This window comes from Rhizobium sp. CFBP 13644, from assembly GCF_014842165.1.
Classification (GTDB): domain Bacteria; phylum Pseudomonadota; class Alphaproteobacteria; order Rhizobiales; family Rhizobiaceae; genus Agrobacterium; species Agrobacterium tumefaciens_C.
In genome coordinates, this window is record NZ_JACYVF010000003.1 from 82,255 (window position 1) to 105,999 (window position 23,745).

Consider the following 23,745-nt stretch of genomic DNA (forward strand, 5'->3'; position numbering starts at 1 on the left):
TACGGCACCACAGGTTATTCATGTCCATTGCTGACCGCAACGCTGAAGCTATCGGTACGCACAGGCTGCGCGAGCGTCGCCGCTGGCGCGTCATTCTGATCTTTTTTGTCCTCATGGCGATCAGTCTGGTGCTTGATATCGCGACCGGCCCATCAATGCTCTCGCCTTCCGAGGTCGTGCGATCCTTGACCGGCATCGGCATACGCGAAACCATGACCGACTCCATCGTGCGAGGCCTGCGCTTGCCTATGGCGCTGATGGCACTGTGCGTGGGTGCCGCGCTGGGTGCAGGTGGCGCGCAAATGCAGACGCTGCTCAACAACCCGATGGCAAGCCCCTATACGCTGGGCATGGCGGCGGCGGCGGGCTTTGGCGCGGCGCTGGTTCTCGCTCTGGGTGGGCTTGGGCTGGATGCGATGATTGCGGTGCCTCTGGGTGCATTTGTCTTTGCCATGCTGGCTGCACTCTTCCTGTTCTTCCTCGCCTCGATGCGCCAGGTGGCAACGGAAACGATAATTCTCGGCGGCATTGCGCTGCTGTTTCTGTTCCAGTCGCTCCTGTCGCTCATCCAGTTCCTGTCATCGCCGGAACTCTCTCAACAAATTCTGTTCTGGCTGTTCGGCAGCCTCAGCAAGGCCACATGGCCCACGGTGACACTCACAGCAGCTGTCACGGCGGTCTGCTGCATCCTGTTGATGGTCGATTGCTGGAAACTGACGGCTCTCAGAATGGGCGAAATGCGCGCTGCAAGCCTTGGCATCAATGTTCGTTTGCTGCGCATGAAAGTGCTCATCATCGTGGCTGTGATGACGGCAACAGCGACAAGCTTCGTTGGTGTCATTGGCTTCATCGGGCTGGTTGCCCCGCACATCGCACGCATGGCGGTTGGTGAGGACCAGCGGTTCTTCTTGCCCATGTCTATCCTGTGCGGCGCGTTGATGTTGTCGATTGCATCCATTCTGTCGAAATCGATCATTCCGGGAGCCCTGTTTCCGGTCGGGATCGTAACCGCGATTGTTGGTGTGCCGTTCCTGCTGTGGCTCATCTTCGCTCCGAAGAGGCGAAACCGATGATGATACTTGACGACATCTCGATAGAGCGCGGCGGGCAGACGGTCGTCAAACGGCTGAGTGCGCAGCTTGCGGCGGGACAGGTCCACGCCGTGATCGGCCCCAATGGAACGGGCAAGACCACGCTGCTGCGCGCCATGTTCGGAGAGCTGCCGCTGTCCGAAGGCTGCATAAGGGATGGCGAGCGCACGTTGCGCGCTGGGGAAAAGCGCGGCAAGCACGTGAAAAACTGGCGCGACACCTTCGCCTACATGCCACAGGATACGACCGTCGATATTGCGCTGAGTGTGCTCGAAGTGGTGGCTCTGGGCCGGTCGGGCCACCTGTCTCTGCATATTGATGATGAAACGTTGGATGCCGCGATGACACGGCTGCATCAAGCGGGCATTGGGCATCTCGCAAACCGCGATATATCTTCGCTGAGTGGCGGCCAACGGCAGATGGCACTTTTTGCGCAGGTGCTGATGCGTGAGCCGCAGACGATGTTGCTGGATGAGCCCGTCAGCGCACTCGATCTCAGACACCAGGTCGGTCTTCTGGATCTGGTGCGAAGCGAAACCCGGACAAACAACTGGGTCACCGTGGTGGTTTTGCACGATCTCAACCTTGCATGCCAATATGCCGATAATCTTCTGGTCATATCGGACGGCACGCTGAAGCAAAGTGGCGCACCGCGTGACATTGTGACGCCAGAGCTGATTTCCGAGACCTATGGCATTGCGGTTGAGGTGTTGCGCGACCGGCGTGGAAACCCGGTTATTCAGCCAACTGGCGAAGACATGGATTGCCGTGAACCGCTGGCCGCCAGCAGCATCGAGCTATCCCGAGTAAGCGGGGCGTAAGGGCAATCGGGTGACGCCGTCAAGGTGGAGCCTAGTCAGAAAAAGGTTGCCGGTCGCCCGCACGGCAGCAGATGCGCTCTAACCCGCTTGCCGCGCCATTTTGTTCTGCGTCGCAGCCATATCCGATACCAAATATGCTGGATTTTACGGTCTTATGACACGCGATGACGACGGTCGGAATTCGTCTTGTTGTCGCAAGTCTTCGCGCAGAGATGTCTGCGCCGTGCCCGCAAATGTGAGTGACGACCATGTCCAGTTTGAATGCGCCCTTTTTTACCGATGATGCTGTCGCCAGTCCTTTTTGGTGGGATGAGGCCCGCCCCGATGGTGCCAAGGCTGACGATATCTCGCCTACCACCGAAGTTGCCATCATTGGCGGCGGCTTTACCGGCCTTAATGCGGCGCTTGTGCTTGCCCGTGCTGGCAAACAGGTCAGCGTCTATGATGCCGACGCACCGGGCTGGGGCGCATCATCGCGCAATGGCGGATTTCTGGGGCCAGGCTGGGCGTTTTACGATTCCGCCATGCGCTACGGCACGGATATGGCGAAACGCGTGGTCGAGGAAAGCTTCCAGTCTCTGCAATATGTCAAAGACGTCGTTGCTGCGGAACAGATCGATTGTGACTTAAAGGTCGTCGGATATTTCAAAGGTGCGATGACGCCGCGCATCTATGACAGCCTAGGCGCTAACCTCGACCGCATTAGCAAAGTCATGCCATGCGACGCCTATCTGGTTCCGCGTTCAGAACAGCGCAAGGAAGTGGGCTCCGATCTTTACCATGGCGGTGTGTCGATGCCCGGCTATGCGGGGCTGCATCCGGCAAAATACGTCAAGGGTCTTTCAGACGCCGCGCAGCGCCTTGGTGTGCGCGTGTTCAGCAATGCCCGCGTGACCGATCTTCAACAGAAGGCCGGCGGGTTTGAGTTTAAAGTGCAGGGCCGTGATGTGACGGCACATCAGGTTTTGATCGCAACCAACGGATATAGCGGTACTTTACTGCCTTACCTCAAGCGACGCATCATCCCGGTGGGCAGCGGCCTTGTGGCAACGGAACAATTGCCACCAGAGCTGATGCGCACCCTGATGCCGAAGCAGCAAATGCTTGCAGGAAGCCAGCGCGTGGTAACCTATTACCGCCCTTCACCAGACGGAACGCGCATCATTCTGGGTGGGCGCGTTCTGGATATGAGCGGCACGGTGAAGAGCAACACGGCCAATGCCGCATTTGTTCGCGGGCTGCTTTTGAAGATATTTCCGGAATTGAACGCGTATAAAATCAGCCATTACTGGCACGGCCAGCTGGGCTTCACCTTCGATCATTTCCCACATGTCGACACGATTAAAGGCATGTATTTCGCTGGCGGTTACAACGGAACTGGCGTTGCGCGTTCAAGCTGGCTTGGTGCGAAAATTGCCAACACAATGCTTGGGAATGATGAGGGCAAAACCGTCTATAGCGACCTCAGCTTCGAAACCCGCCCCTATTTCAACGGCAAGCCGTGGTTTCTGCCTTTGGCGGTTTGGTATTACGGCATGCTGGACCGGTGGGACCAACGGTAATCATCTGGATTGGAAAGAAAAAGCGCATCACCTCAAGAAGTTGATGCGCTTTTTTGTTGGGAAGGATCAAGCCGTTCTCACTCAGCGAAATAGCCAAGAATCGATTTTACTTCCAGATATTCAGCCATGCCTTCGACGCCATATTCGCGGCCATTGCCGGATTGCTTGAAGCCGCCGAAGGGTGCATGCGGATCCCATGCCGGGTAATTGAGATGAACCTGCCCTGAGCGGATGCGGGATGCGACGTGTTTCACCGCCGCCATATCCTGACCCTGAACATGGGCGCCCAGGCCATAGACCGTGTCATTGGCAATTTCGATGGCCTCATCGATGCTGTCATAGGGAATGATGCAGAGGACCGGGCCGAATATTTCTTCCCTGGCGATACTCATATCCGTCTGCACATGCGAGAAAATCGTGGGCTTCACGAAAAGCCCCGTTTCATGCCCTTCTGGGAGGCCAAGCCCACCGGCCAAGAGTTTTGCCCCTTCGTCCATGCCGACCTTAATCATCGTCTGGACACGGTCGAACTGCGCCCGGTTTGCCATGGCGCCATGTGTGGTTGCGGGCGCGAGCGGATCACCGACCACGATGTCGCCCAAGGCTTTCAATGCGATTTCTTCAACCTTCGACAACAAGCTGCGCGGCACGATCATGCGCGTCGGCGCGCTGCAGGATTGCCCGAGATTGCGAAATGCTGCGGCGATGCCGAGCGGGACGGCGCGATCAAGGTCTGCATCGGGCAGGATAATGTTTGGTGATTTTCCACCAAGTTCCTGAGCAACGCGCTTGACGGTTGGGGCTGCGGCTTGTGCGACCAGAATACCGGCGCGTGTGGAGCCGGTGATGGACACCATATCGACATCGGGATGGCTCGCCATGCGCTGGCCAACAACGGGGCCATCACCATTGACCAGATTGAAAACGCCTGCTGGGAAACCTGCCTCCACAATCGCTTCGGCAAACAGCAAGGCGCTCAGCGGTGCGAGTTCGCTGGGTTTCAGAACCACGGTGCAGCCCGCGGCCAAGGCAGGCGCAACTTTGGCCGTGATCTGGTAGAGCGGCCAATTCCAGGGCGTGATCAAGGCGCAGACCCCGATTGGCTCATGGGCGATTGCGGTATGTCCGCGTTGCCTGATGAACGGAAAGGAGAGAAGGACCTCTCGGGCCGTTGCGACATGGGCGATGGCAAGCGGCACCTGCGCGCTGCGCGCATAACCAATGGCCGCGCCCATTTCCAGTGTCAGGCACTGCGCGATAAGCTCGCTGCGCTTTTCCAGAGCGATGCGGAGTTTCTCAACCAGATCAGCGCGGTGTTCAGGCGTTGTCAGCGACCATGAGGAAAAAGCATCTCTGGCAGCTGTGACGGCTGCATCGACATCCGCCACGCCTCCCATTGCGATATGCGCAACGACCTCTTCCGTCGCCGGATTGATGACGGCGACCGTCTCGCTTGCCAGCGCCGGTGTCCATTCACCATTGATAAAAAACTGGCCCAGCCTGTTGTTTTGGACAAGATGCTGGAGAGGAGCGGTCATCGCATGAATTCCTTTGTTCAGTCGGGGCAGCCGAGACGCGCTAGCTCAATGACTGGTTTGAGACGGCGTACATATGCGCTGGCGCCACAGGTCTTGGTAAATCGCCCCGAACCATCGACACCACTTCACTAACGAGTGGCAGGCCGAAGCTTTGCAGAAATGGGCTCAACCCATCTTCGGCGTAGACATCCATTCGGACAAATTGGCCGCCGAGCTTGGCCAGATGCGCGCGGATCAGGTGCTTCGCGTCGTCAGTATTGTTGGCAGCGACTGGGCCAATGACGTGGCCGCGACCGAATTTGCGGGCAATGGCATAGCCGAGCAGGGTTTCGCCTTGCGCGATAACCAGCGTATCGCCGATATCTGCAAGCGCGGTGACGACACGCTCTCGGTTCATTCCGATTGCGCGCTCATCGAAAGCTATGATTGAGTCAAGATCGTTTTCAGTTGCAGGACGGATCTGGCTGTGGGGTGCAATCTCGGGCGCAACAGTCAAAACCGCTTGATGTTGCTGGATCTTGCCCCAAGGCGTGAAACCTCTGCGCTCATAAAGCGGCAAGCCCTCTGCTGTTGCATTGAGAAGTATAATCCGGCCCTGTGTTGCGTCCAGAAGGGCATTGAAAAGCCGTGAGCCTTGGCCGGTGCCTTGAACCTTTGCCGTCACGATAATCATACCGGCGGTCGCGTGTTCCGCACCGTAATTCCACCAGAGCGCTGTGCCGACAACCTCGCCTGCCCGCTCCAGCACCAGCCCCTCACCCAGATTGGCGGCAAATTGCCAGTCTTCCAGACGGTATGGCCATGAAAATTCCTGAGAGAGCTTCAGCGCGCCTTCGAGATGCCTCGCCTCCAGTCTGGAAAGACTGATGTCGCTGCTGTCTGGGAGTTGAGCACTATGATCGTTCGTCATTGTTGGACGTCTCTGTGTTCGAAGGTTTGAAAGTACGGCCCAATATGCAGGAAGAGGGCAAGGCTCAGCCGCTATATACCGTGGCAAAAGAGGTTATTTGCCTCGTTTTCAACACCTCGTCAGCATTTCATGCAACCCGCTGCCATAGGCGCGTTCTGGCTTGGCAGGGACTACTCTTTGAAGAGCGTGTTGATCGGCACATGGCGCTTCACGAAGGGTGACTTCATGACCACGAAGCTGAAATATTTGTCGATCCCGATATCGGCTTGAAGCAGCCCTTCCATCAATTCCTGATAATCGCCAATCGTGGCTGTCACGAATTTTATCAAATAGTCATAGCCACCGGAAATCAGATGACACTCGATGGCTTCCTCGATTTTCTCAATTGCCTGCTGGAAGCGGGAAAAGTCGCTGTGGCGATGGCTGCTGAGCGTGATCTCTGCGAAAATCGTCACGGTTGGACCAAGCTTCGCCAGATTGATATGAGCCGAATAGCCGGAAATATAACCCAGTTGCTGCAGCTTTTTGACCCGGATCAGGCATGGGCTGGGCGAGAGATGCACAAGCTCGGACAGTTCCACATTGGTCAAGCGACCATTTTGTTGCAGCTCATGCAGTATCCGGATGTCGATACGATCAAGCTTCACGTCCGCCCCCTTTATGCACCGCCCTGTATCGAGCGTTCAGGACGGCATGCGCCGTCTTGAACCATCGTTTTTGCACCTGATCAGGCAACTGTCACATAGATTTTGCGAACTGTTTCGATCGTCTTCCAGACGCCGACATAGCCTGGCTTCATGACAAAGCTGTCGCCAGCCTTGTAAACCACAGGCTCCTTGCCGTTTTCCGTCAACTCGATAACGCCCTGAAGGATGTGGCAGAATTCGAAGGTTTCGCCTTTGATGGAATGGGTTTCGCCGGGGGTTGCTTCCCAGACGCCGGTATCGACCTTGCCATCTTTCGCGCTGTCCTGCGCCCAGGTCTTGAGGGCCGGGTTGCCGGAAATCAGACGCTCTGGCGCCGGGTTTGAATGTCTGGGTTCAAATGTTGGGTTGGGATCGATTGTTTTCAGAAGTGACATGTAACTCTCCGGTCATGTGAAAATATTTTGGCTCGGGAGGCGAAGCGCCTCGCCTACCAGCTAACGGCGACGTATTTGGTTTCGAGATATTCCAGCATGCCATGGTGGCTGCCTTCACGGCCCAGCCCGCTCTGCTTTGCGCCACCGAATGGCGCTGCAGCATCGGACACAACGCCACGGTTGATGCCCACCATGCCGCTTTCCAGACGCCCGGCGACAGCAAGGGCGCGCTTGAGATTTCCGCTAAATACGTAGGAAACCAGCCCGTATTCGGTGTTGTTTGCCAGTGCGACGACATCATCTTCCGTTTCAAACTGGATGACCGGCGCGACAGGGCCGAAAATTTCCTCGGAAAGCATGTTTGCATCTGCCGAGACGTTGGAAAGGACCGTTGGCGGATAGTAGAAGCCATCGCCGTTCAGCCTGTTGCCGCCCGTCATCAGCGATGCACCCTTGGCAAGAGCGTCATCGACCAGACGCCCGACCTTTTCGACAGCGGCGCGCGTGATGAGCGGCCCAAGTTGAGTGCCGGGCTCCAAGCCGGGGCCGACTGTGAGCGCACTCATTTCCTCGGCAAGCCGCCGGGTAAAGTCGGCTGCAATTCCGTTTTGCACATAGAAACGGTTGGCAGCCGTGCAGGCTTCGCCGCCATTTCGCATTTTGGCGACCATTGCGCCGGCAACAGCGGCTTCCAGATCGGCATCATCGAAAACAATGAAAGGTGCGTTGCCGCCCAACTCCATCGAACAGCTGATAACCTGATCTGCCGCCTCTCGCAGGAGAGTTCTGCCGACACCGGTAGAGCCCGTGAAGGAAAGCTTGCGCACGCGCTCATCATGCAACATGGCGCTGACAACAGGCCCGGCATTCTTTGTCGTGACGATATTCACCACGCCAGCGGGAACGCCAGCCTGCTTCATGATCTCCCCGATTGCCAGCGCAGTCAAAGGTGTCTCTGCTGCTGGCTTGAGGATGCAGGTGCAACCGGCCGCCAGAGCTGGGGCCATTTTGCGGGTGGCCATGGCTGCCGGGAAGTTCCAGGGTGTGACCAGCACCGCAATACCCATCGGCTCATGGCTGACGATGATATGATTGCTTCCCGATGGGGCGGGACCGAACTCGCCGGATGACCTCACGGCCTCCTCGGCATACCATCTGAAGAATTCGGCAGCGTAAGTGACCTCGGACTTTGCATCCGGAAGGGCCTTGCCGTTCTCTATCGTGATCAGTTTTGCCAGCCAGTCCGCATGTTCGAGCATGAGGTGGAAGCATTTCATCAAAATATCTGAGCGCTGCCGCGCAGATGTGGCTTTCCAGCCTTTGGATGCAGCATGCGCGGCATCGACAGCCGCTATAGCATCCTGAACCTCACCATCGCAAACCGTGGCGATGACAGCTTCGGTGGAAGGATCGATCACATCGAAGGTCTGGCGATTTACAGCGGAGACCCATTCGCCGCCGATAAAGAGCTCGGTGGGTGCACGGCTGACAATGGCGCCAGCGCCCAAATCGGCACCGGGATTTTGTTCATCTGCAGGATTGATTTTCACACTCGGCATGGCTGGTTACCAACATTAATTGACATGAGATCAATACTGGATTGGTAACATCATTGGTGTCAATGGAGATCAAATTGGTTGCGATATAAATTTTGGCAGAGGGATAGATTTATATGCATTGCTAAGTGAGTACGTCCAAAAACAAAGGATAAAAACGGACCTCGCCACACACGCCCGATGTTTTTTAAGGCAGCGTTCCACAGCCCCAACCAGTGCGAGCAACCAAAGCGTTGGATTCCACAAGCGCTGCCTTGTCGTTCTTAACTCGGGCCGAGCGTGTTTGTGCGCGCATCGACGATGTGGTCATACATGTGCGTTTCTGCTTCCTTGCTGTTGCGATCCTTGATCGCATCGAGGATCGCAACATGCTTGGCCGTATAGGCTGCGATGCGTTCAGGGCTGAGTGACTGCTCCTTCATCTTGCCCCAAAGCTTGCCCGATCTGACGGCGTGAATGCTCTCATAGAGCGATTCCAGCAGCCCGTTTCGGGCGCATTGGACGATGATTCGGTGGAAGACAGCATCCCATTTCTCAAATTCTGCATGGGTTTGGGCCGTTCTGGTCCGGTCAATCGACTTCTGCAGCTCGTCAATCTCCTGCCGCGTCGCCCTCAGCGCCGCCAGACCTGCGATCCGGGGCTCCAGTATGAGCCGCGCTTCGAAAACCTCGGCTGGATAGGTCCGCAAACCGTCAATCGCACCACCATGAGGCTGGCGCAGTGCAGACGAGCTTACGCCATTGCCGGCGATGAACGTGCCCCTTCCGACATGCCGGATAAGGCGTCCGTCTTTTTCCAGGTCGGCAAGCATCCGCCGCAACGCGGTGCGTGGAATACCCAACTTGACCGCCAGGTCCCGTTCCGGGGGCAGCCGGTCTCCCGGCTCCAAACCTTCGGCCTCGATGAAATCTTTCAACACCACTGTCATGGCTTCTCACAAAATATTTTGACAACCAATTTGATCTGGATTGACACCAATCTCAAAGACCAATCCTATATTGGACAGCGAAAGAATGCAAATTGGTTTAGAGCGACCGTGATTGCGAAATGGAAGTGCGAGTTAGCGCGACTTCCAGGAAAGCGTCGAAAAAGACGTGCCGTCAAACAGTAATCCAATCCGCTGCCGAACCAGAGACTGTTGAAGAGAGGTATCTCCATGGCCGCAAGACTTGAACCTGCGACATTAGACGAAGCGGTACTTTCAGTGCGCGGTTTGACTGTGGCTTTGCCAAGCGGCATGGAGCGAACACATGCGGTGGAAGACATATCGTTTGATCTTCAGCGAGGACAAATTCTCTGCATCATCGGAGAATCCGGCTCTGGCAAGTCTGTGACCGCAAACACGATCATGGGCCTCCTGCCCAAGGTCTTTCAGGTTTCATCGGGTTCGATCCATGTTGAAGACACATCACTGGTGGGCGCCTCGCTCAAAACGCTTCAGGATATGCGCGGCAGAGCCGTATCGATGATCTTTCAGGATCCGCTGTCTGCACTCAACCCGTTGATGACGGTGGGCGATCAAATCATCGAAGCGATGGCGGCCCATGGTGTGGGCAACAAGGCATCCCGGCATGAGCGCGCCATCGAATTGCTGAATGAGGTCGGCCTGCCCGATCCGCAGCTTATGTATTTTCAATATCCGTTTCGATTGTCCGGCGGACAGCGACAGCGCGTGATGATTGCCATGGCGCTGGCGCTTGAGCCGAAAGTGCTGATCGCGGATGAGCCGACAACAGCGCTTGATGTGACGACCCAAGCGCAAATCCTTAAACTCATCAAGGACATACAACGCCGCAAGGGCATGAGCGTGATGTTCATTACCCATGATTTCGGCGTGGTCGCGGAAATCGCAGACAGCGTCGTTGTGATGGAAAAAGGGCGCATCGTTGAACAGGGAAGCGCCGAACAGGTTCTGAAATCGCCTGCTCATCTCTACACAAAGCGTCTGATTGCAGCCGTTCCGCGTTTGACGGGCGAAGATAGAAATCCTGGTGCCAAGGTCAGCCAAAACACGATCTTGAAAATCGAAGGGCTGGTCAAAACCTACCGGAGCGGCAGCGCGCTGTTTGGCAGCCAGCGTATCGTGCCTGCGGTCGCCGACGTTTCGTTTAACCTGATACAGGGGCGCACACTCGGCATTGTCGGGGAAAGTGGTTCTGGAAAGTCCTCAGTCGGAAAGCTGCTGATCAAGCTTCAGGACAGTGATGCCGGTCGCATCCTGTTTGAAGGCAATGACATTGCCAAGCTTTCAGAGACGAGCTTTCGGCCGCTGCGGCCCCATATCCAGATGATTTTCCAGGACCCTTTCGCGTCGCTCAACCCACGCTCAACGATTGGGCAAATTCTGACCGTAGGTCCTGTCGCCCATGGCACATCTTACAAGCAGGCGAGCGCAGAAGCACGGGCACTGCTATCGCATGTGGGCCTCGATGCCGGTGCCTTCGACCGTTATCCGCACGAATTTTCCGGTGGTCAGCGCCAACGTGTCGGCATTGCCCGCGCTTTGATGTTCAAACCGAAACTACTGATTGCCGACGAAGCGGTCTCGGCTCTGGACGTGTCCATCCAGGCACAAATTCTCAAACTGCTGGACCAGATTCAACGCGAGACGGGCGTCTCCATGATTTTCATCACGCATGATCTTCGCGTGGCAAGTCAGATCTGTGACGAGATTGCCGTGATGCAAAAAGGACGGATCGTTGAACACGGCCCGCCATCTCAAATTTTCCTGAACCCGCAATCGGCCTACACGCGCGAACTCGTGGCCGCAATTCCAGGAGAACGTCCAGACGTCCGGACGAATGCTGCAAGCCATTAAGCAACGGCGAAAAATCGCCAGAAGGGGAATAATAATGACCGAGGATCTTGCAAATACATCGAGCTTTTCACGCCGCGACGCCTTGCGATTGATGGCCGCGGGCGGTCTCGCAACGTTGGTTGCGCCGAACCTGCTCGGCAAACCAGCCTTTGCTGCGGGGAGCGACAAGGAGCCGGCTGGCCGTGTGGTCGTGGGTCTTTCCCAGGAACCGACCGTCTTCAATCCGCTGATGCCGCACATTGAAGTTGACGACGCGCTCCATTTCTCTCTCTTCGATGCGCTTTTCCGTATCGATCCCAAGGGCGTACTCACGCCAAATCTCGCCGCCGAAGTACCGACGGAGGCCAATGGCGGCATTTCGAAAGACGGTCTGGAGTGGCGCATTCGCCTGCGTGACGACGTTCGTTGGCACGACGGCAAGCCTTTCACCGCCGAAGATGTGAAGTTCACCATTGAACTCATCACCAAGCCCGGCTTCCGCGCGTGGCGCACCGGCGGGCATTCTCTGGTCCGCGATATCAAAGTCGTGTCTCCGACAGAGCTGACATGGCGCATGGAGAGCGTTTTTGCTCCATACCTTTCGTTCCTTGCGGAAACATTCATGGTGCCGAAGCATATTCTGGAGAAGGAAGCCGATCCGAATACCGCAGCGTTCAATCAGGCACCTGTTGGAACGGGCGCATTCAAATGGGAAAAACGCACGGCGGGCGACCATATCGAGCTGGTTGCAAACACTGAATATGTGGGTGAAGGCCCATATATCGAGCGACTGGTCTTCAAGTACATTCCCGACATGACAGTACTCTACACACAGTTCAAAAGCGGCGATATCGACCTCGTCGACCAGGCCTATATCAACGCCGATCATTACGAAGAAGCCAAGACGCTGCCGGATCGGACTGTCACACTTGAGCTTGGCGGATCGGTGGAGTCGATCTTTCTCAACCTCGAAAGACCACAGTTCAAAGATCCGGCGGTGCGGCAGGCTCTCTATGCGGCCATGGATCGTGATGCCATTATCAATCAGATCTATTACGGTGTCGGCACGCTGACCGAAACCTTCATGCCTCAGCAATCGCGTTATTATAACCCCAACCTGCCAAAGCAGAGCTACAATCTCGACAAGGCGCGCAAACTGCTTGATGACGCAGGCTGGGCGCCGGGTTCAGATGGTATTCGCGCAAAGGACGGCGTGCGGTTGTCATTCAACAACTCAACGACATCGGGCAACAATCTGCGCGAACAGGTGCAGCAATTTCTGCAGCAGACATTTGCCGAGATCGGTGTCGAGATGAAAATCTCCAACCTGCCATCGGCTGTCATGTTTGGTGATTTCTGGCTCAAATCACAGTTCGATTCTGCCATCTCTGCCGTGAGCTATCTCATTGCGGCCGACCCAGATGTGACCAACCGTTTGCACACCAAGGCAATCGTCGCCAAGGGTGGAAAAGGCTCCAACACCGGGCAATATTCCAACCCCAAGGTTGATGCCTTGCTTGAGAAGGGTGCGCGCACATTCGATCCGGAAGCACGCAAGGCTATTTACTTCGAAGTGCAGGAAATCGTCCGTCAGGATCTGCCATTTCTGCCGCTCTTCGCTGCGACCTACGTGGTGGGCCGCAAGGGACGCCTCGACGGCTTCGTGCAGAATTCCAACACCCGCACGGCATCTTGGCATGCGGCCAGCTGGAACTGGAAAGGCTGACCTTCTCCCCCGCCGTCGCATATTGCGGCGGCGGCCCATACCTGACGCTGTCATGAGGAGAGCTGAATGCGCGGCTACCTATTAAATCGGCTTTCCCAGAGCCTTATCCTGCTTTTGATTGTTTCGGTCATTGGCTTTGTTGTTCTGAACCTCATCCCGGGTGGACCGCTGGCCCAATTCGGGCTTGACCCGAGTATGACGCAGGACGACCTTGATCGCCTGAAAGAGCAACTCGGGCTCAATCGCCCCTTGTGGATCCAGTATTTCGACTGGGGATGGCGCCTGTTGCAAGGCGACTGGGGTCACTCCTTCCGCGACGGTGCGCCGGTTCTGGACGTGATTTATCGCCATATCTTCGCGACCCTGCTTTTGATGGGCTCCTCAACCATCATAGCAATTGCACTTGGCACGTGGATCGGCATTCGGGGTGCAACGCACCGCTATTCTGTGTTTGACTATGCAGCGACAATTGGTTCGATGGTGGCGCTTTCCATTCCGACCTTCTGGTTCGGTCTTGTCGGCATTTATATCTTTTCGCTGAAGCTGGGCTGGCTTCCCGCTGGCAACATGTACACCATCGGCGATGGTTCGGCGTTGAATTTCATCCATCACCTGATCTTGCCAAGTATCGTACTCGCCTTGGTGCATGTCGCGATCTGGAGCCGCTACATGCGCTCTGCGACGCTTGATGTCATCAGCCAGGAGTTTGTTACCACGGCACGGGCCAAAGGATTGAGCGAGCGGCGTATTCTGATGAAGCACGTTGTCGGCAATGCCTTGCTGCCCATGATCACGCTTGCAGGCGTTCAATTGCCCAGTGTTCTGACGGGTGCGCTGGTAACCGAAACCGTGTTCACCTGGCCAGGCATGGGCCGACTGTTTCTGGATAGTCTGGGCTATAGCGACTACCCGGTGGTCATGGGGTTGCTGATGTTCTCTGCCATTCTTGTGATCCTGGGCAATCTCATCGCTGACGTTGCGGTCGCCATCATCGATCCCCGGATCCGTCTGAGTTAAGTTGCGTCTCGTGACGCTGAAGAAGGAGTCATCTTCATGACCGCCATAGCTGTAAACCCTGCCGGAGATCATTGGTGGAACAGCCGCACTGCGCGCCGCTTCAGGAACCATCCTCTCGCCCTGATTGGCACGGTGATGATCGTTGCCCTGACGGTGGCGTGTTTTATCGGCCCATACCTGCTGCCCTATGATAGCCTTTACATTGATCTGCGTGCGCGTTTCGCGCCACCCTTCACCGGCAGCCACTATCTTGGCACCGACCCATTGGGACGAGACCTCGCAGCGCGTCTTTTGATGGCTGGGCGGATTTCGCTCCTTGTCGGCTTTTCGGCTATGGTGCTGTCGATATTCGTCGGCACCGTCGTTGGCGTGATCGCCGGATATAAGGGCGGCTGGCTGGGCAAGGTGCTGATGCGCACCGTCGATGGCTTCCTGTCATTCCCCTCGATTTTTCTGGTGCTGGCTCTTGCCGCAGCATTGAAGCCAAGCCCGATGATGATTACGGTCGTGATTGCTGTGTCCAGCTGGATGGAAGTGGCACGAATTGTGGAAGCAGAGGTTCGCTCGCTGCGTGAACGGGAGTTCGTGCAGGCCGGTCGTATGCTCGGCTTGAGCGGGATGCACATCATGTTCCGCGAAATCCTGCCGAACACGATTGGTCCCATCATCGTTGCCGCAACGCTGACGGTGGCACGCGCAATCCTGATGGAAGCCTATATCAGTTTCCTCGGCTACGGCATTCAGCCGCCCTTGCCAAGCTGGGGCAACATGCTGAACGGTGCGCAGCAATATTTGAGCAGCGCACCTTGGCTGGCCATCATTCCCGGTGCCGCCATCACGATTGCCGTGACCAGCTTCAACTTCATCGGTGACGGTCTTCGCGACGCCTTCGATGTTCGCGGAGATAGCTGAGGCCGCCACAATGGATCGGTTGCCCAGACAGCCGATCCACATCACCTCGATAATAGCCACGGCGGACGCCGGTTTGTCAGCCCAAAAGAGAACGATTTCATCGATGACCCAGACACCAATCGCAGCCAAGAACACATCCTACTGGTGGGAAGCGGCACCGGTAAAACCTTTGCCGCAGCAGCCATTAGCCAAGGACGTTGATGTCGTCATTATCGGCGCGGGATATGCCGGGTTGGCGGCTGGTCTCGTTCTGGCCCGCGCAGGTCGCAGCGTTGTTGCATTCGACGCGATGAACCCGGGCGAAGGGGCCTCCACGCGCAATGGCGGCATCACCAGCGGCAGTATTCGTCCCGACTACGCCACGCTGACAAAACGCTTCGGTGAAGACGTTGCAATCGCTATCGAAAAAGAGGGCAAGATAGCCCGCCAGTTCCTGTATGACTTCATAGAAACGGAAGGTCTGGACTGCGATTTCAAACTGACCGGCCAGTTCAAGGGCGTCATCGGTCACGACGAATACGAGAAGACCGCCCGGTCTGCGGAAACGCTGGCAAAGCGCCTGGGAATTGAAGCCTATGCGGTGCCCTATGCGGAGCAGCAGAAGTATGTGGGCACAGATTCCTATCGTGGTGGAATGGCACGCATGGACATTGGCGGGCTGCACCCGGCAAAATTCCATGCGGAGTTGCTGCGGGTGGCTCTGGCTTCTGGCGTTGGGGTTCATGCAAATACCCGCGTTCTCTCGGTGAACAAGACCGGCGCAGGTTTCGAGGTCGTCACCGAGGCTGGAACCGTTCGTGCGCGTCAGGTTCTGGCTTGCACAAACGGCTATACCGACAAGGCTCTTCCTGACTTGCAGCGCCGCCTTGTGCCGGTTCGGAGTCGTATCATCGTTACCGAGGAACTGCCGCCAGAACTGATGGCAAGGCTAATGCCCAAACAGATGATGCTGGTTGAAGGCAAGCAACTCGGCTTCTATTACCGCCCAACGCCGGACGGAAAGCGCGTTCTGCTTGGCGGTCGAGACAGTTCCCGCACAGGCGATCCCGACGCGCCAAAATTGCTTTTGCGCCGTGGCATGGTGGACATTTTCCCGGACCTCAAACATGTCAGCCTTTCGCACAGCTGGTTCGGCAATGTGGCCATGAACCGTGACATGCTGCCCCGTATTTTTGAAAAGGACGGTGTGGTCTACGCGACAGGTTTCTGCGGATCGGGCGTGGTCTGGGCTCCGTGGGTCGGCATGCAGGCGGCTCATAAGCTGCTTGGTAGCAAGGACGCGGCACGCAGCCCATTCGAGTTTCGACCACCGGCATCCGTACCGTTTTACAATGGAGACCCGTGGTTCATGCCAGCCATTATTCAAGGCTATCGAATGCAGGACCGCATTGCCCTCTCCCGCGCAAAGCGATGACATGGCCCATGCCTGAAAGCACGCTTGAGAAAGATTTCACTGCCGAGTAGCCAATGGTTTCGGCAAAAAACACCGAACGGCTGCTCAAATGCGGTCAATCCTGCTGCGAAAAAGGCATATCTTTCAAAGTGCGGCTATCCCGATAGCCGACCGGAGTGCTCAAATCGTATCGCCGGTTTATCTCATGGGAGGGGGTTCCAGTGGCAGTATCGGTCCGCGTGAAATCTTTTGATCTGGTCGCGCAAGATATCAGCGAGGCGGATGTGCAGGCGCTCCATGCGCTGTCCCTCGGCGTCGGTTGGCCCCACCGGCCAGCGGACTGGGAATTGCTGCGGCGTGTCGGACAAGGCATCGTTGCGGTTGATGACATCGGCAGGATTTTCGGCAGCGCCATGTGGTTTCCACATGGCGAGGATTTTGCGACCGTGGGATTGATTATCACAACCCCGCGCGCCCAAGCGAATGGTGCAGGTCGCTGGTTGATGGAACAGGTGATGGACAAGTGTCGTGGCCGGAGTCTCGCGCTGAATTCGACCAGAGCCGCCTATCCGCTCTATATGTCGCTTGGGTTCGACGCTGAGGGAAAGGTCTCTATGCATGACGGTGTCGTGTCGGCGGTGCCGACCTTGCCAAAGCCAGACGGCATTTTGAGCGAGCTACCCGCCCAATCTGTCCATGAAGTGAGCGCATTGGACAAGGCGGCATTCGGGACCGAGCGCGCACAATTGCTTCGGGTGCTTTCAGAGGCTGCAGTGACATGCGTGCTGCGAAGAGATGGTGAAGTTGCAGGCTATGCGATGCGCCGCAATTTCGGGGCGGGTCAGGTCATCGGCCCTGTGGTCGCCTCGAACGAGGCAGATGCAATGCAGATGGTCGCGTGGCATTTGGCGTCGCTTGAGGGCAAGTACACGCGGATTGACACCAGAGAGGAAGGGGCCTTCGCAGAATTTCTGGTGGCGTGCGGCCTTCATCCGACTGAAGTTACCACGACCATGTCCAAAGGGCGAAGGTTCCTGAACAGGAGCCAAAATGCTCCCTGGGTTTACGGTCTGGCCGGGCACGCACTGGGTTGATGACCTTGCATTACTCCATCTGTCAGAAAAGGCACAAGGCTGAATGACGCTATTCGACATATTGCAAAAACTGGTGTCATTTCCCTCGGTTGTCGGCCAACCCAATGGCGATATCGTTGACTGGATTGCGGATTACGCCCGGAGTCACGGTGCGCATGTGACGACAGCCCTTGGCCCTGAAGGGGATCGCTCGAACCTCTTCGCAACCATTGGCCCACGTGATGTGCCGGGCGTCATTCTTTCCGGCCACTTGGATGTCGTTCCGGCGGGCGAAGCGGAATGGTCCAGCGACCCCTTTTCCCTGCATGCCGATGGCGACACTCTCTTTGGGCGCGGCACCAGCGACATGAAAGGCTTTCTGGCCTGCGCCCTCGCGGCCCTGCCGGAATTTTCCAAAATGCCGTTGAAGCGGCCCATCCATCTTGCATTTTCCTATGATGAGGAAGCCGGTTGCAAGGGTGTGCCGCATCTTATCAAAGTAATCCCCACGCTATGCGCGCTTCCAGACATGTGCATTGTCGGCGAGCCGAGTGGCCTGCGCGCCATCCGCGCCCACAAGGGTAAGGCGGCGGCGCGGATCACCGTCCGTGGGCGTTCTGGCCATTCCTCACGCCCTGATCTGGGTCTGAACGCCATCCATGCGATGAGCGAGATACTGACGAGCGCCGTAAGTGCTGCAGATGCGTTGACCCACGGTCCGTTCGATCTGAATTTTGAACCGCCCTACTCCTCGCTTCAGGTTGGCAAGATCAGCGGGGGACAGGCGGTCAACATCATTCCTGACCTTTGCATTGCGGACATTGAGGCACGAGCAATTTCAGGCGTTTCGCCCGCGGGCCTGCTCCAACCCTTGCGCGATGCGACCGAGGTGCTGCGAAACAAAGGTTTCGATGTCAGCTTCGAGACATTGAGCGAGTATCCGGCGCTGTCGCTTTCAACTGATGCCCCCCTCACCGCACTTCTGCGCGAATTGACGGGCATAGAGCCGCTGGCCGCCGTTAGCTATGGCACCGAAGCCGGGCTCTATCAGGCAGCTGGCATCGACAGTATCATCTGCGGTCCGGGCGATATCGGGCGCGCGCACAAGGCAAACGAGTTCATTACCCGAGACGAGCTAACCGCCTGCCACCGCATGCTGGTTGCGCTTGGAACGGGATTGAGTGCCTGATGCTTTTAAAAACGGTCAGATGTGCTGAGCGTCACCCTTGCGTCAGCGCATACTGCGGTTGGAAATACGCCACGTTGGGCGACTGAAAGACGAGGACCGGTGCATGACATTCCTATTCAATTCCGACGCAGCCCGCGCAAAAATCTTCGCGCAGCAATTTGCGCAGGACCTGCCGGATGTGCCGTTTGCATCCGACCCGGCCACCGTCGACCCTGAAAGCGTTCGCTATTTGATGACATGGACAGCGCCGACAGACCTTGCGCGCTATAGAAATCTCGAAATCCTGTTTTCTATTGGGGCCGGTATCGACCAGTTCGATACATCGGCCCTGCCCGGCCATGTGAAACTGGTGCGGATGGTGGAAGATGGCATCACGCGAATGATGCAGGAATATGTGACACTTGACGTTCTGGCGCTCCACCGCCGCCTGCCAGACTATCTGGCACAGCAGGCCAAAGCCGAATGGAAAGCCTTGCCGGTGAAGCAGGCGCATGAGCGAGGCGTCGGCGTGCTGGGCCTTGGTCATCTTGGCAAGGCGGTTCTGGAGAGGCTGGCACCTTTTGGCTTTGCGCTCTCAGGCTGGAGCCGCAGCGAACATAGCATTGATGGCGTTACCTGCTACCATGGCGCAGATCAGCTGGACAGCTTTCTGACGCGAACCGATATTCTCATCTGCCTGCTGCCGCTGACGCCAGAAACGCGTGGATTTTTGAACGCCGAACTTTTTGCGAAGCTGCCTGCTGGTGCAGCACTTATCCATGCCGGTCGTGGCCCGCAGCTCGATCAGCCTGCCCTGATAGATGCGCTGAACAGCGGCCATATCTCCGGCGCGATGCTTGATGTGACCGACCCGGAACCGCTGCCTGCGGACCATCCATTGTGGCAGCACCCCGCCATCATGATCACCCCGCACATTGCGTCCGTGACCCAGCCGGAAACGGCAGCGAAAGCCGTCATCGACAATATCCGTCGGCATGAAAACGGCCTTGATCCCATCGGCCTCATCGACCGTAGCCGTGGCTATTGAACGGCAACGGTGCGCCAAAACATAACCCATTTGATCTTCAAAGCGGATGAAACCCATGAAAAACCATTCCATCGCTATCATTCCCGGTGACGGCATCGGCACTGCGGTGATTGATGCTGCCTGGACCATATTGCAGGCAGCGGCGAAAAAGCAGGGTAGCTTCACGCTGAGCGGAACGACGTTTCCGTGGTCCTGCGCCTTCTACAAGGAAACCGGCGCGATGATGCCGGCAGATGGGATCAATATTCTCCGGGGACACGACGCCATTCTATTGGGTGCCGTGGGCTGGCCAGCTGAAGTGCCTGATTCCGTTTCGCTGCACGGCCTGCTGCTGCCCATCCGCAAAGCCTTCGTTCAATACGCAAACATTCGCCCCCACCGGCTGCTGCCGGGTGTCGAGGGGCCGCTGAAGAAAGACGGTTTCGATATTCTCTGCATTCGCGAAAACACCGAAGGGGAATATTCTGGCGCGGGTGGTCGGGTTCATGTCGGAACGCCGGATGAAGTGGCGGTCGAAACCTCGATCTTCACCCGCACGGGCGTGGAGCGTATTCTGCGCTTCGGTTTTGAGCAGGCACGATCTCGCCGCAAGAAACTGGCATCGGTTACCAAGTCCAATGCGCAGAAATATTCCATGGTGTTCTGGGATGAGATGACGGCGCAAATTGCGGCTGAATATCCCGATGTCGAGGTGACGAATTATCACATCGATGCCATGGCGGCCCGCATGGTTATGGCACCGGAATCGCTTGACGTCGTAGTGGCTTCCAACCTGTTCGGCGATATTCTGACTGATCTGGGGGCAGCCATTCAGGGTGGGCTTGGCTTTGCGGCCTCTGCCAACATCAACCCAGATCGCTCCGCCCCATCCATGTTTGAGCCCGTCCATGGCTCCGCACCCGACATCGCACATCTGGGCATTGCCAACCCCATCGCAGCCATCTGGTCCGGTGTGATGATGCTGAATCATCTCGGCGAAAAACAGGCCGCCGCCGATATCATCACGGCCATCGAAGCGGCAACGGCAAAGGGGATCGGCACCGTGCCCGGCAAGGACAAGACTGAAACGATTACGGCGGCCGTGCTGGCAGCGCTGCAACAATAAGCGCCTGAGGAGGATAGCTCCTCCTCAGCGCACACCAATGCCAGCGGTCAGGCCGCCATCGATGCGATGATCGGTGCCGGTGATGAAGGCTGCCTTGTCGGAGGCGAGGAATGCCACGAGAACGGCGACCTCTTCCGGCTCTCCAATGCGCCCGAGTGGATGGGCCGCGCCGAAGCGTTGGAACACCGCGTCGATATCCGCATCCGGCCCCTCGAAAGTGCGCGCAGCCAATTCGAGGATCGGGGTGCGGACGGAACCCGGACTGACGGAAACGACGCGGATTTGATCCGCCGCAAAATCGAGCGCCATGGCGCGGGTCATGGAGTGGATCGCGCCCTTCGATGCAACATAGGCGGAAACGCCGCTCTGGCAGGCGTGGCCCTGCACGCTGGAAATATTGACAATCACTCCTTTTCCGCGCTTGCGCATTTCTGGAACGCCGAACTGGGCCGTCAGATGGATCGAGCCGACATTGACGGCCATACAGCGCATGAATGTATCGAATGGAGTTTCGGTGGCGTCACCATAGGGGTGGACTGCTGCAGAATTGACGATGATATCGATACCGCTACCGAGTGCGGCGGCCTTTTCAAGCGCAACGCGGACGGCCTGTGGATCGGAAACATCGGTTTCCAGCACCAGAACATCAAGATCTTCAGCTTTTGCAAGGCTGGCCAGCTCTTTGTTGGCCGCGACATCAATGCCAAGGGCTACGACACGCGCACCGCTGCGCGCCAAATTGAGCGTCACGGCGCGGCCAATGCCCGTGGTGCCGGTTACGACAGCAATCTTGTCAGCGAATTCACCCACGATATCGGTCCCTTATTTGCTCTTGGAATCCCGCAAAACGGTCGCATTTGGAATAAACACCAGACCCGCGCTCAAATGCCGGTCCATATGATAAGAAAAAGCGATCTTGTCCTTGCTGCGCAGGGCTTCGATGATCGACTGATGTTCACCGAAGACGCCTTTCAAGGTGGAGCGTTTCGACTTGCCAGCCATCATCAACCGCTGAATCACCGGCTTCAACATGCCATAGGTTTCTGTCAGCGTCCGGTTTCCAGCCGCCGTCACCAGAAGCATATGGAACTTGAAGTCGAGCTCGGAGGCTTCTTCGGCACTGCCAGCCGTCAGGATCGCAGCATTGACGGCCTCGATCTCCTCCAGCTTTTCGGGCGTCAGGTGTTCGCACAGCAGATCGAAAAGGTTCATTTCCGTCAGGCGGCGATAGCCCTGAATGTCCTGAAACGCATCTGCCGATACATCCATTGCAAAAGCGAAGAGATCACGCATGGCGTTGTGATGCTGGTCTGTCAGCACAGCGCCGAGCTTCTGGCGAGATTCGGCAATGCCATAGGCTTTCAGCGTGCGAAATGCTTCGCGAACAGTGTTGCGACTGGACGCAAACATTTCCGCAAGCTCCACCTCGCTGGGCAAAACATCGCCAACACCAAGGCCGCGTTCGCGTATCAAGGCTCTGATCTGACCGACGACTTCATCGACAGCTGACGGCTTGCTGTCCTGATCAGGCACTTTCAACGGGAACCTCCTCTATCACTCAGCTAGCCATAATATGTTGGCCTTATTATTGCAAATTCATTTTTCTCTTGCCAATTTTCTCCCACAATGCCTTTATTGTCCAACATTAAGGAATGGAGACGTCAATGTTGGAGAGTTGGCGGTGGTTCGGGAACAATGATCCGGTCACCTTGTCACATGCCCGCCAGGCCGGTGCTCGCGGTGTCGTCACGGCGCTGCATCATATCTATGATGGGCGCACGTGGAGTGTGGATGACATACTTGCCCACAAGGCGACGATAGAGCGCGCAGGCATGGTGTGGTCTGTTTGCGAGTCCATTCCCGTCAATTCGGCAATCAAGCTGCGCAATGCGAAATGGCGCCAATATATCGATAGCTGGAAGGACAGTCTGGCCAATCTCGGGCGCTCTGGAGTTCCCGTTGTCTGCTACAATTTCATGCCGGTGGTTGATTGGACGCGCACGAACCTGCGCTACCCCACAGAAGCGGGCGGTCTGGCGCTTCGGTTCGATATGGCTGATTTTGCCGCCTATGACCTGTTCGTGCTGAAACGTCGTGCCGCTGAGGAAAGCTACGCGCCTGAGTTGATCGCGGTGGCGCGCCAGCGCTTCGAGGCGATGACCGAGGACGAGCTTCTAACCCTGGAGACCAACATCATTGCCGGTCTTCCAGGAAAGGAAGATACCCACACGCGCGAAACAATTCGCGAGCAGATCGCCAGTTTCGATGAGATATCGTCCGACGACATGCGCGCCAATCTGGTCGAGTTCCTGAAGGAAATCGTGCCGGTAGCGGTGGAATACGGTGTTCGCCTCGGCATCCACCCCGATGACCCGCCGTTTTCCCTGTTTGGTCTGCCGCGCGTCGTTTCGCAAGCGCAGGATATCGAGACTATCCTCGGTGCCGTCGATCATGAAGCCAACGGCATTACGCTTTGCGCCGGTTCCTATGGTTCTCGCGTGGGCAACGATTTGACGGAGATGGCGAAGCGCTTTGCAAGCCGGGTTCACTTCGCTCACCTTCGCAATGTGAAGAAAGAGGCTGACGGCTCCTTCATCGAATCCGACCATCTGGATGGCGACGTGAACATGGTGTCGCTGATCTCGGTGCTGCGCGGGGAAGAAAAGCGCCGCGAGGCCGAAGGGCGAGCGGATAGCGTCATTCCGTTTCGACCGGATCATGGGCATCTGCTGATCGATGACCAGAATAAAACCGTCAACCCGGGCTATTCCTGCATTGGCAGGCTGAAAGGGCTGGCGGAACTTCGCGGCGTCATCGCCGCAGTCGATCAGCTCGAGCATGGCATCGGCGCGTGACGCAGCTTAGCTGAACGTCCGATATCCTGCCCATCCCACATCTCGTGTTGATGGGTCAGCGGTTCAATTCTGACGATTGGGGTGTAGGAGA

21 protein-coding genes are annotated in these 23,745 nt (G+C 56.9%); 13 read left to right on the forward strand and 8 right to left on the reverse strand.

Translation table 11 applies throughout. The annotated features are described in order from the left end of the window. The first annotated feature begins 20 nt into the window (after positions 1 to 20). From IFT53_RS09920 to IFT53_RS09930, 3 genes are all read left to right on the forward strand, one after another. Positions 21 to 1,073, forward strand: a complete 1,053-nt coding sequence (locus tag IFT53_RS09920) for a FecCD family ABC transporter permease (protein WP_192064563.1) — start codon at positions 21 to 23, stop codon at positions 1,071 to 1,073. Continuing rightward, a complete protein-coding gene (locus tag IFT53_RS09925; protein ID WP_192064564.1) occupies positions 1,070 to 1,912 on the forward strand; it encodes an ABC transporter ATP-binding protein in 843 nt (280 codons plus the stop codon). Before IFT53_RS09920 ends, IFT53_RS09925 begins: the two co-directional genes overlap by 4 nt. 248 nt (positions 1,913 to 2,160) lie before the next feature. Beyond that, positions 2,161 to 3,474, forward strand: coding sequence for an NAD(P)/FAD-dependent oxidoreductase (locus IFT53_RS09930; protein ID WP_192064565.1), 1,314 nt, complete (start codon positions 2,161 to 2,163; stop codon positions 3,472 to 3,474). Between the two features lie 77 nt (positions 3,475 to 3,551). Here IFT53_RS09930 and IFT53_RS09935 read toward each other — a convergent pair whose 3' ends face one another. From IFT53_RS09935 to IFT53_RS09960, 6 genes are all read right to left on the reverse strand, one after another. Beyond that, positions 3,552 to 5,012, reverse strand: coding sequence for an aldehyde dehydrogenase family protein (locus IFT53_RS09935; protein WP_192064566.1), 1,461 nt, complete (start codon positions 5,010 to 5,012; stop codon positions 3,552 to 3,554). A gap of 40 nt (positions 5,013 to 5,052) precedes the next feature. Continuing rightward, positions 5,053 to 5,922 carry a GNAT family N-acetyltransferase gene (locus IFT53_RS09940; protein ID WP_192064567.1) on the reverse strand — a complete coding sequence of 290 codons (870 nt, stop codon included), beginning with the start codon at positions 5,920 to 5,922 and terminating at the stop codon, positions 5,053 to 5,055. A 170-nt stretch (positions 5,923 to 6,092) separates the two neighbouring features. Continuing rightward, a complete protein-coding gene (locus tag IFT53_RS09945; protein ID WP_042618787.1) occupies positions 6,093 to 6,569 on the reverse strand; it encodes an Lrp/AsnC family transcriptional regulator in 477 nt (158 codons plus the stop codon). A gap of 80 nt (positions 6,570 to 6,649) precedes the next feature. After that, on the reverse strand, positions 6,650 to 7,003 hold the full coding sequence (locus tag IFT53_RS09950; RefSeq protein ID WP_042618786.1) for a cupin domain-containing protein: 354 nt from the start codon (positions 7,001 to 7,003) through the stop codon (positions 6,650 to 6,652). Between the two features lie 53 nt (positions 7,004 to 7,056). After that, positions 7,057 to 8,562: an NAD-dependent succinate-semialdehyde dehydrogenase gene (locus IFT53_RS09955; RefSeq protein WP_192064568.1), complete on the reverse strand. Its 1,506-nt coding sequence runs from the start codon at positions 8,560 to 8,562 to the stop codon at positions 7,057 to 7,059. Between the two features lie 260 nt (positions 8,563 to 8,822). After that, positions 8,823 to 9,488, reverse strand: a complete 666-nt coding sequence (locus tag IFT53_RS09960; protein ID WP_042618784.1) for a FadR/GntR family transcriptional regulator — start codon at positions 9,486 to 9,488, stop codon at positions 8,823 to 8,825. A gap of 228 nt (positions 9,489 to 9,716) precedes the next feature. On the opposite strand from IFT53_RS09960, the gene IFT53_RS09965 reads away from it, so the two are divergent. The 9 genes from IFT53_RS09965 to IFT53_RS10005 all read left to right on the forward strand — a co-directional run bounded on the left by IFT53_RS09965 (position 9,717) and on the right by IFT53_RS10005 (position 20,799). Beyond that, positions 9,717 to 11,378, forward strand: coding sequence for an ABC transporter ATP-binding protein (locus IFT53_RS09965; RefSeq protein WP_192064569.1), 1,662 nt, complete (start codon positions 9,717 to 9,719; stop codon positions 11,376 to 11,378). 34 nt (positions 11,379 to 11,412) lie between these two features. Beyond that, a complete protein-coding gene (locus IFT53_RS09970) occupies positions 11,413 to 13,083 on the forward strand; it encodes a peptide ABC transporter substrate-binding protein (protein WP_192064570.1) in 1,671 nt (556 codons plus the stop codon). A gap of 66 nt (positions 13,084 to 13,149) precedes the next feature. Continuing rightward, on the forward strand, positions 13,150 to 14,100 hold the full coding sequence (locus tag IFT53_RS09975) for an ABC transporter permease (protein ID WP_042618781.1): 951 nt from the start codon (positions 13,150 to 13,152) through the stop codon (positions 14,098 to 14,100). Between the two features lie 36 nt (positions 14,101 to 14,136). After that, on the forward strand, positions 14,137 to 15,012 hold the full coding sequence (locus tag IFT53_RS09980) for an ABC transporter permease (RefSeq protein ID WP_042618832.1): 876 nt from the start codon (positions 14,137 to 14,139) through the stop codon (positions 15,010 to 15,012). A gap of 103 nt (positions 15,013 to 15,115) precedes the next feature. Further along, positions 15,116 to 16,426 (forward strand): NAD(P)/FAD-dependent oxidoreductase, encoded by a 1,311-nt coding sequence (locus IFT53_RS09985; RefSeq protein WP_192064571.1) that lies wholly within the window; start codon positions 15,116 to 15,118, stop codon positions 16,424 to 16,426. Between the two features lie 200 nt (positions 16,427 to 16,626). Then, complete coding sequence (locus IFT53_RS09990; protein ID WP_192064572.1) at positions 16,627 to 17,499, forward strand: GNAT family N-acetyltransferase; 873 nt, start codon at positions 16,627 to 16,629, stop codon at positions 17,497 to 17,499. A 43-nt stretch (positions 17,500 to 17,542) separates the two neighbouring features. Further along, the gene (argE, locus tag IFT53_RS09995) at positions 17,543 to 18,667 is read left to right on the forward strand and encodes an acetylornithine deacetylase (protein ID WP_192064573.1); all 1,125 of its coding nucleotides are present in this window, start codon (positions 17,543 to 17,545) and stop codon (positions 18,665 to 18,667) included. A 103-nt stretch (positions 18,668 to 18,770) separates the two neighbouring features. Then, positions 18,771 to 19,694: a 2-hydroxyacid dehydrogenase gene (locus IFT53_RS10000; protein WP_192064574.1), complete on the forward strand. Its 924-nt coding sequence runs from the start codon at positions 18,771 to 18,773 to the stop codon at positions 19,692 to 19,694. 55 nt (positions 19,695 to 19,749) lie between these two features. Then, positions 19,750 to 20,799, forward strand: coding sequence for a tartrate dehydrogenase (locus IFT53_RS10005; RefSeq protein WP_192064575.1), 1,050 nt, complete (start codon positions 19,750 to 19,752; stop codon positions 20,797 to 20,799). 24 nt (positions 20,800 to 20,823) lie between these two features. On the opposite strand, the gene IFT53_RS10010 is transcribed toward IFT53_RS10005, so the two are convergent. Continuing rightward, positions 20,824 to 21,609: an SDR family oxidoreductase gene (locus IFT53_RS10010; RefSeq protein WP_192064576.1), complete on the reverse strand. Its 786-nt coding sequence runs from the start codon at positions 21,607 to 21,609 to the stop codon at positions 20,824 to 20,826. A 12-nt stretch (positions 21,610 to 21,621) separates the two neighbouring features. Next, a complete protein-coding gene (locus IFT53_RS10015; protein WP_192064975.1) occupies positions 21,622 to 22,332 on the reverse strand; it encodes an FCD domain-containing protein in 711 nt (236 codons plus the stop codon). Positions 22,333 to 22,463: 131 nt separating this feature from the next. On the opposite strand from IFT53_RS10015, the gene uxuA reads away from it, so the two are divergent. Further along, positions 22,464 to 23,654 carry a mannonate dehydratase gene (gene uxuA / locus IFT53_RS10020; protein ID WP_192064577.1) on the forward strand — a complete coding sequence of 397 codons (1,191 nt, stop codon included), beginning with the start codon at positions 22,464 to 22,466 and terminating at the stop codon, positions 23,652 to 23,654. Positions 23,655 to 23,745: the final 91 nt, after the last annotated feature.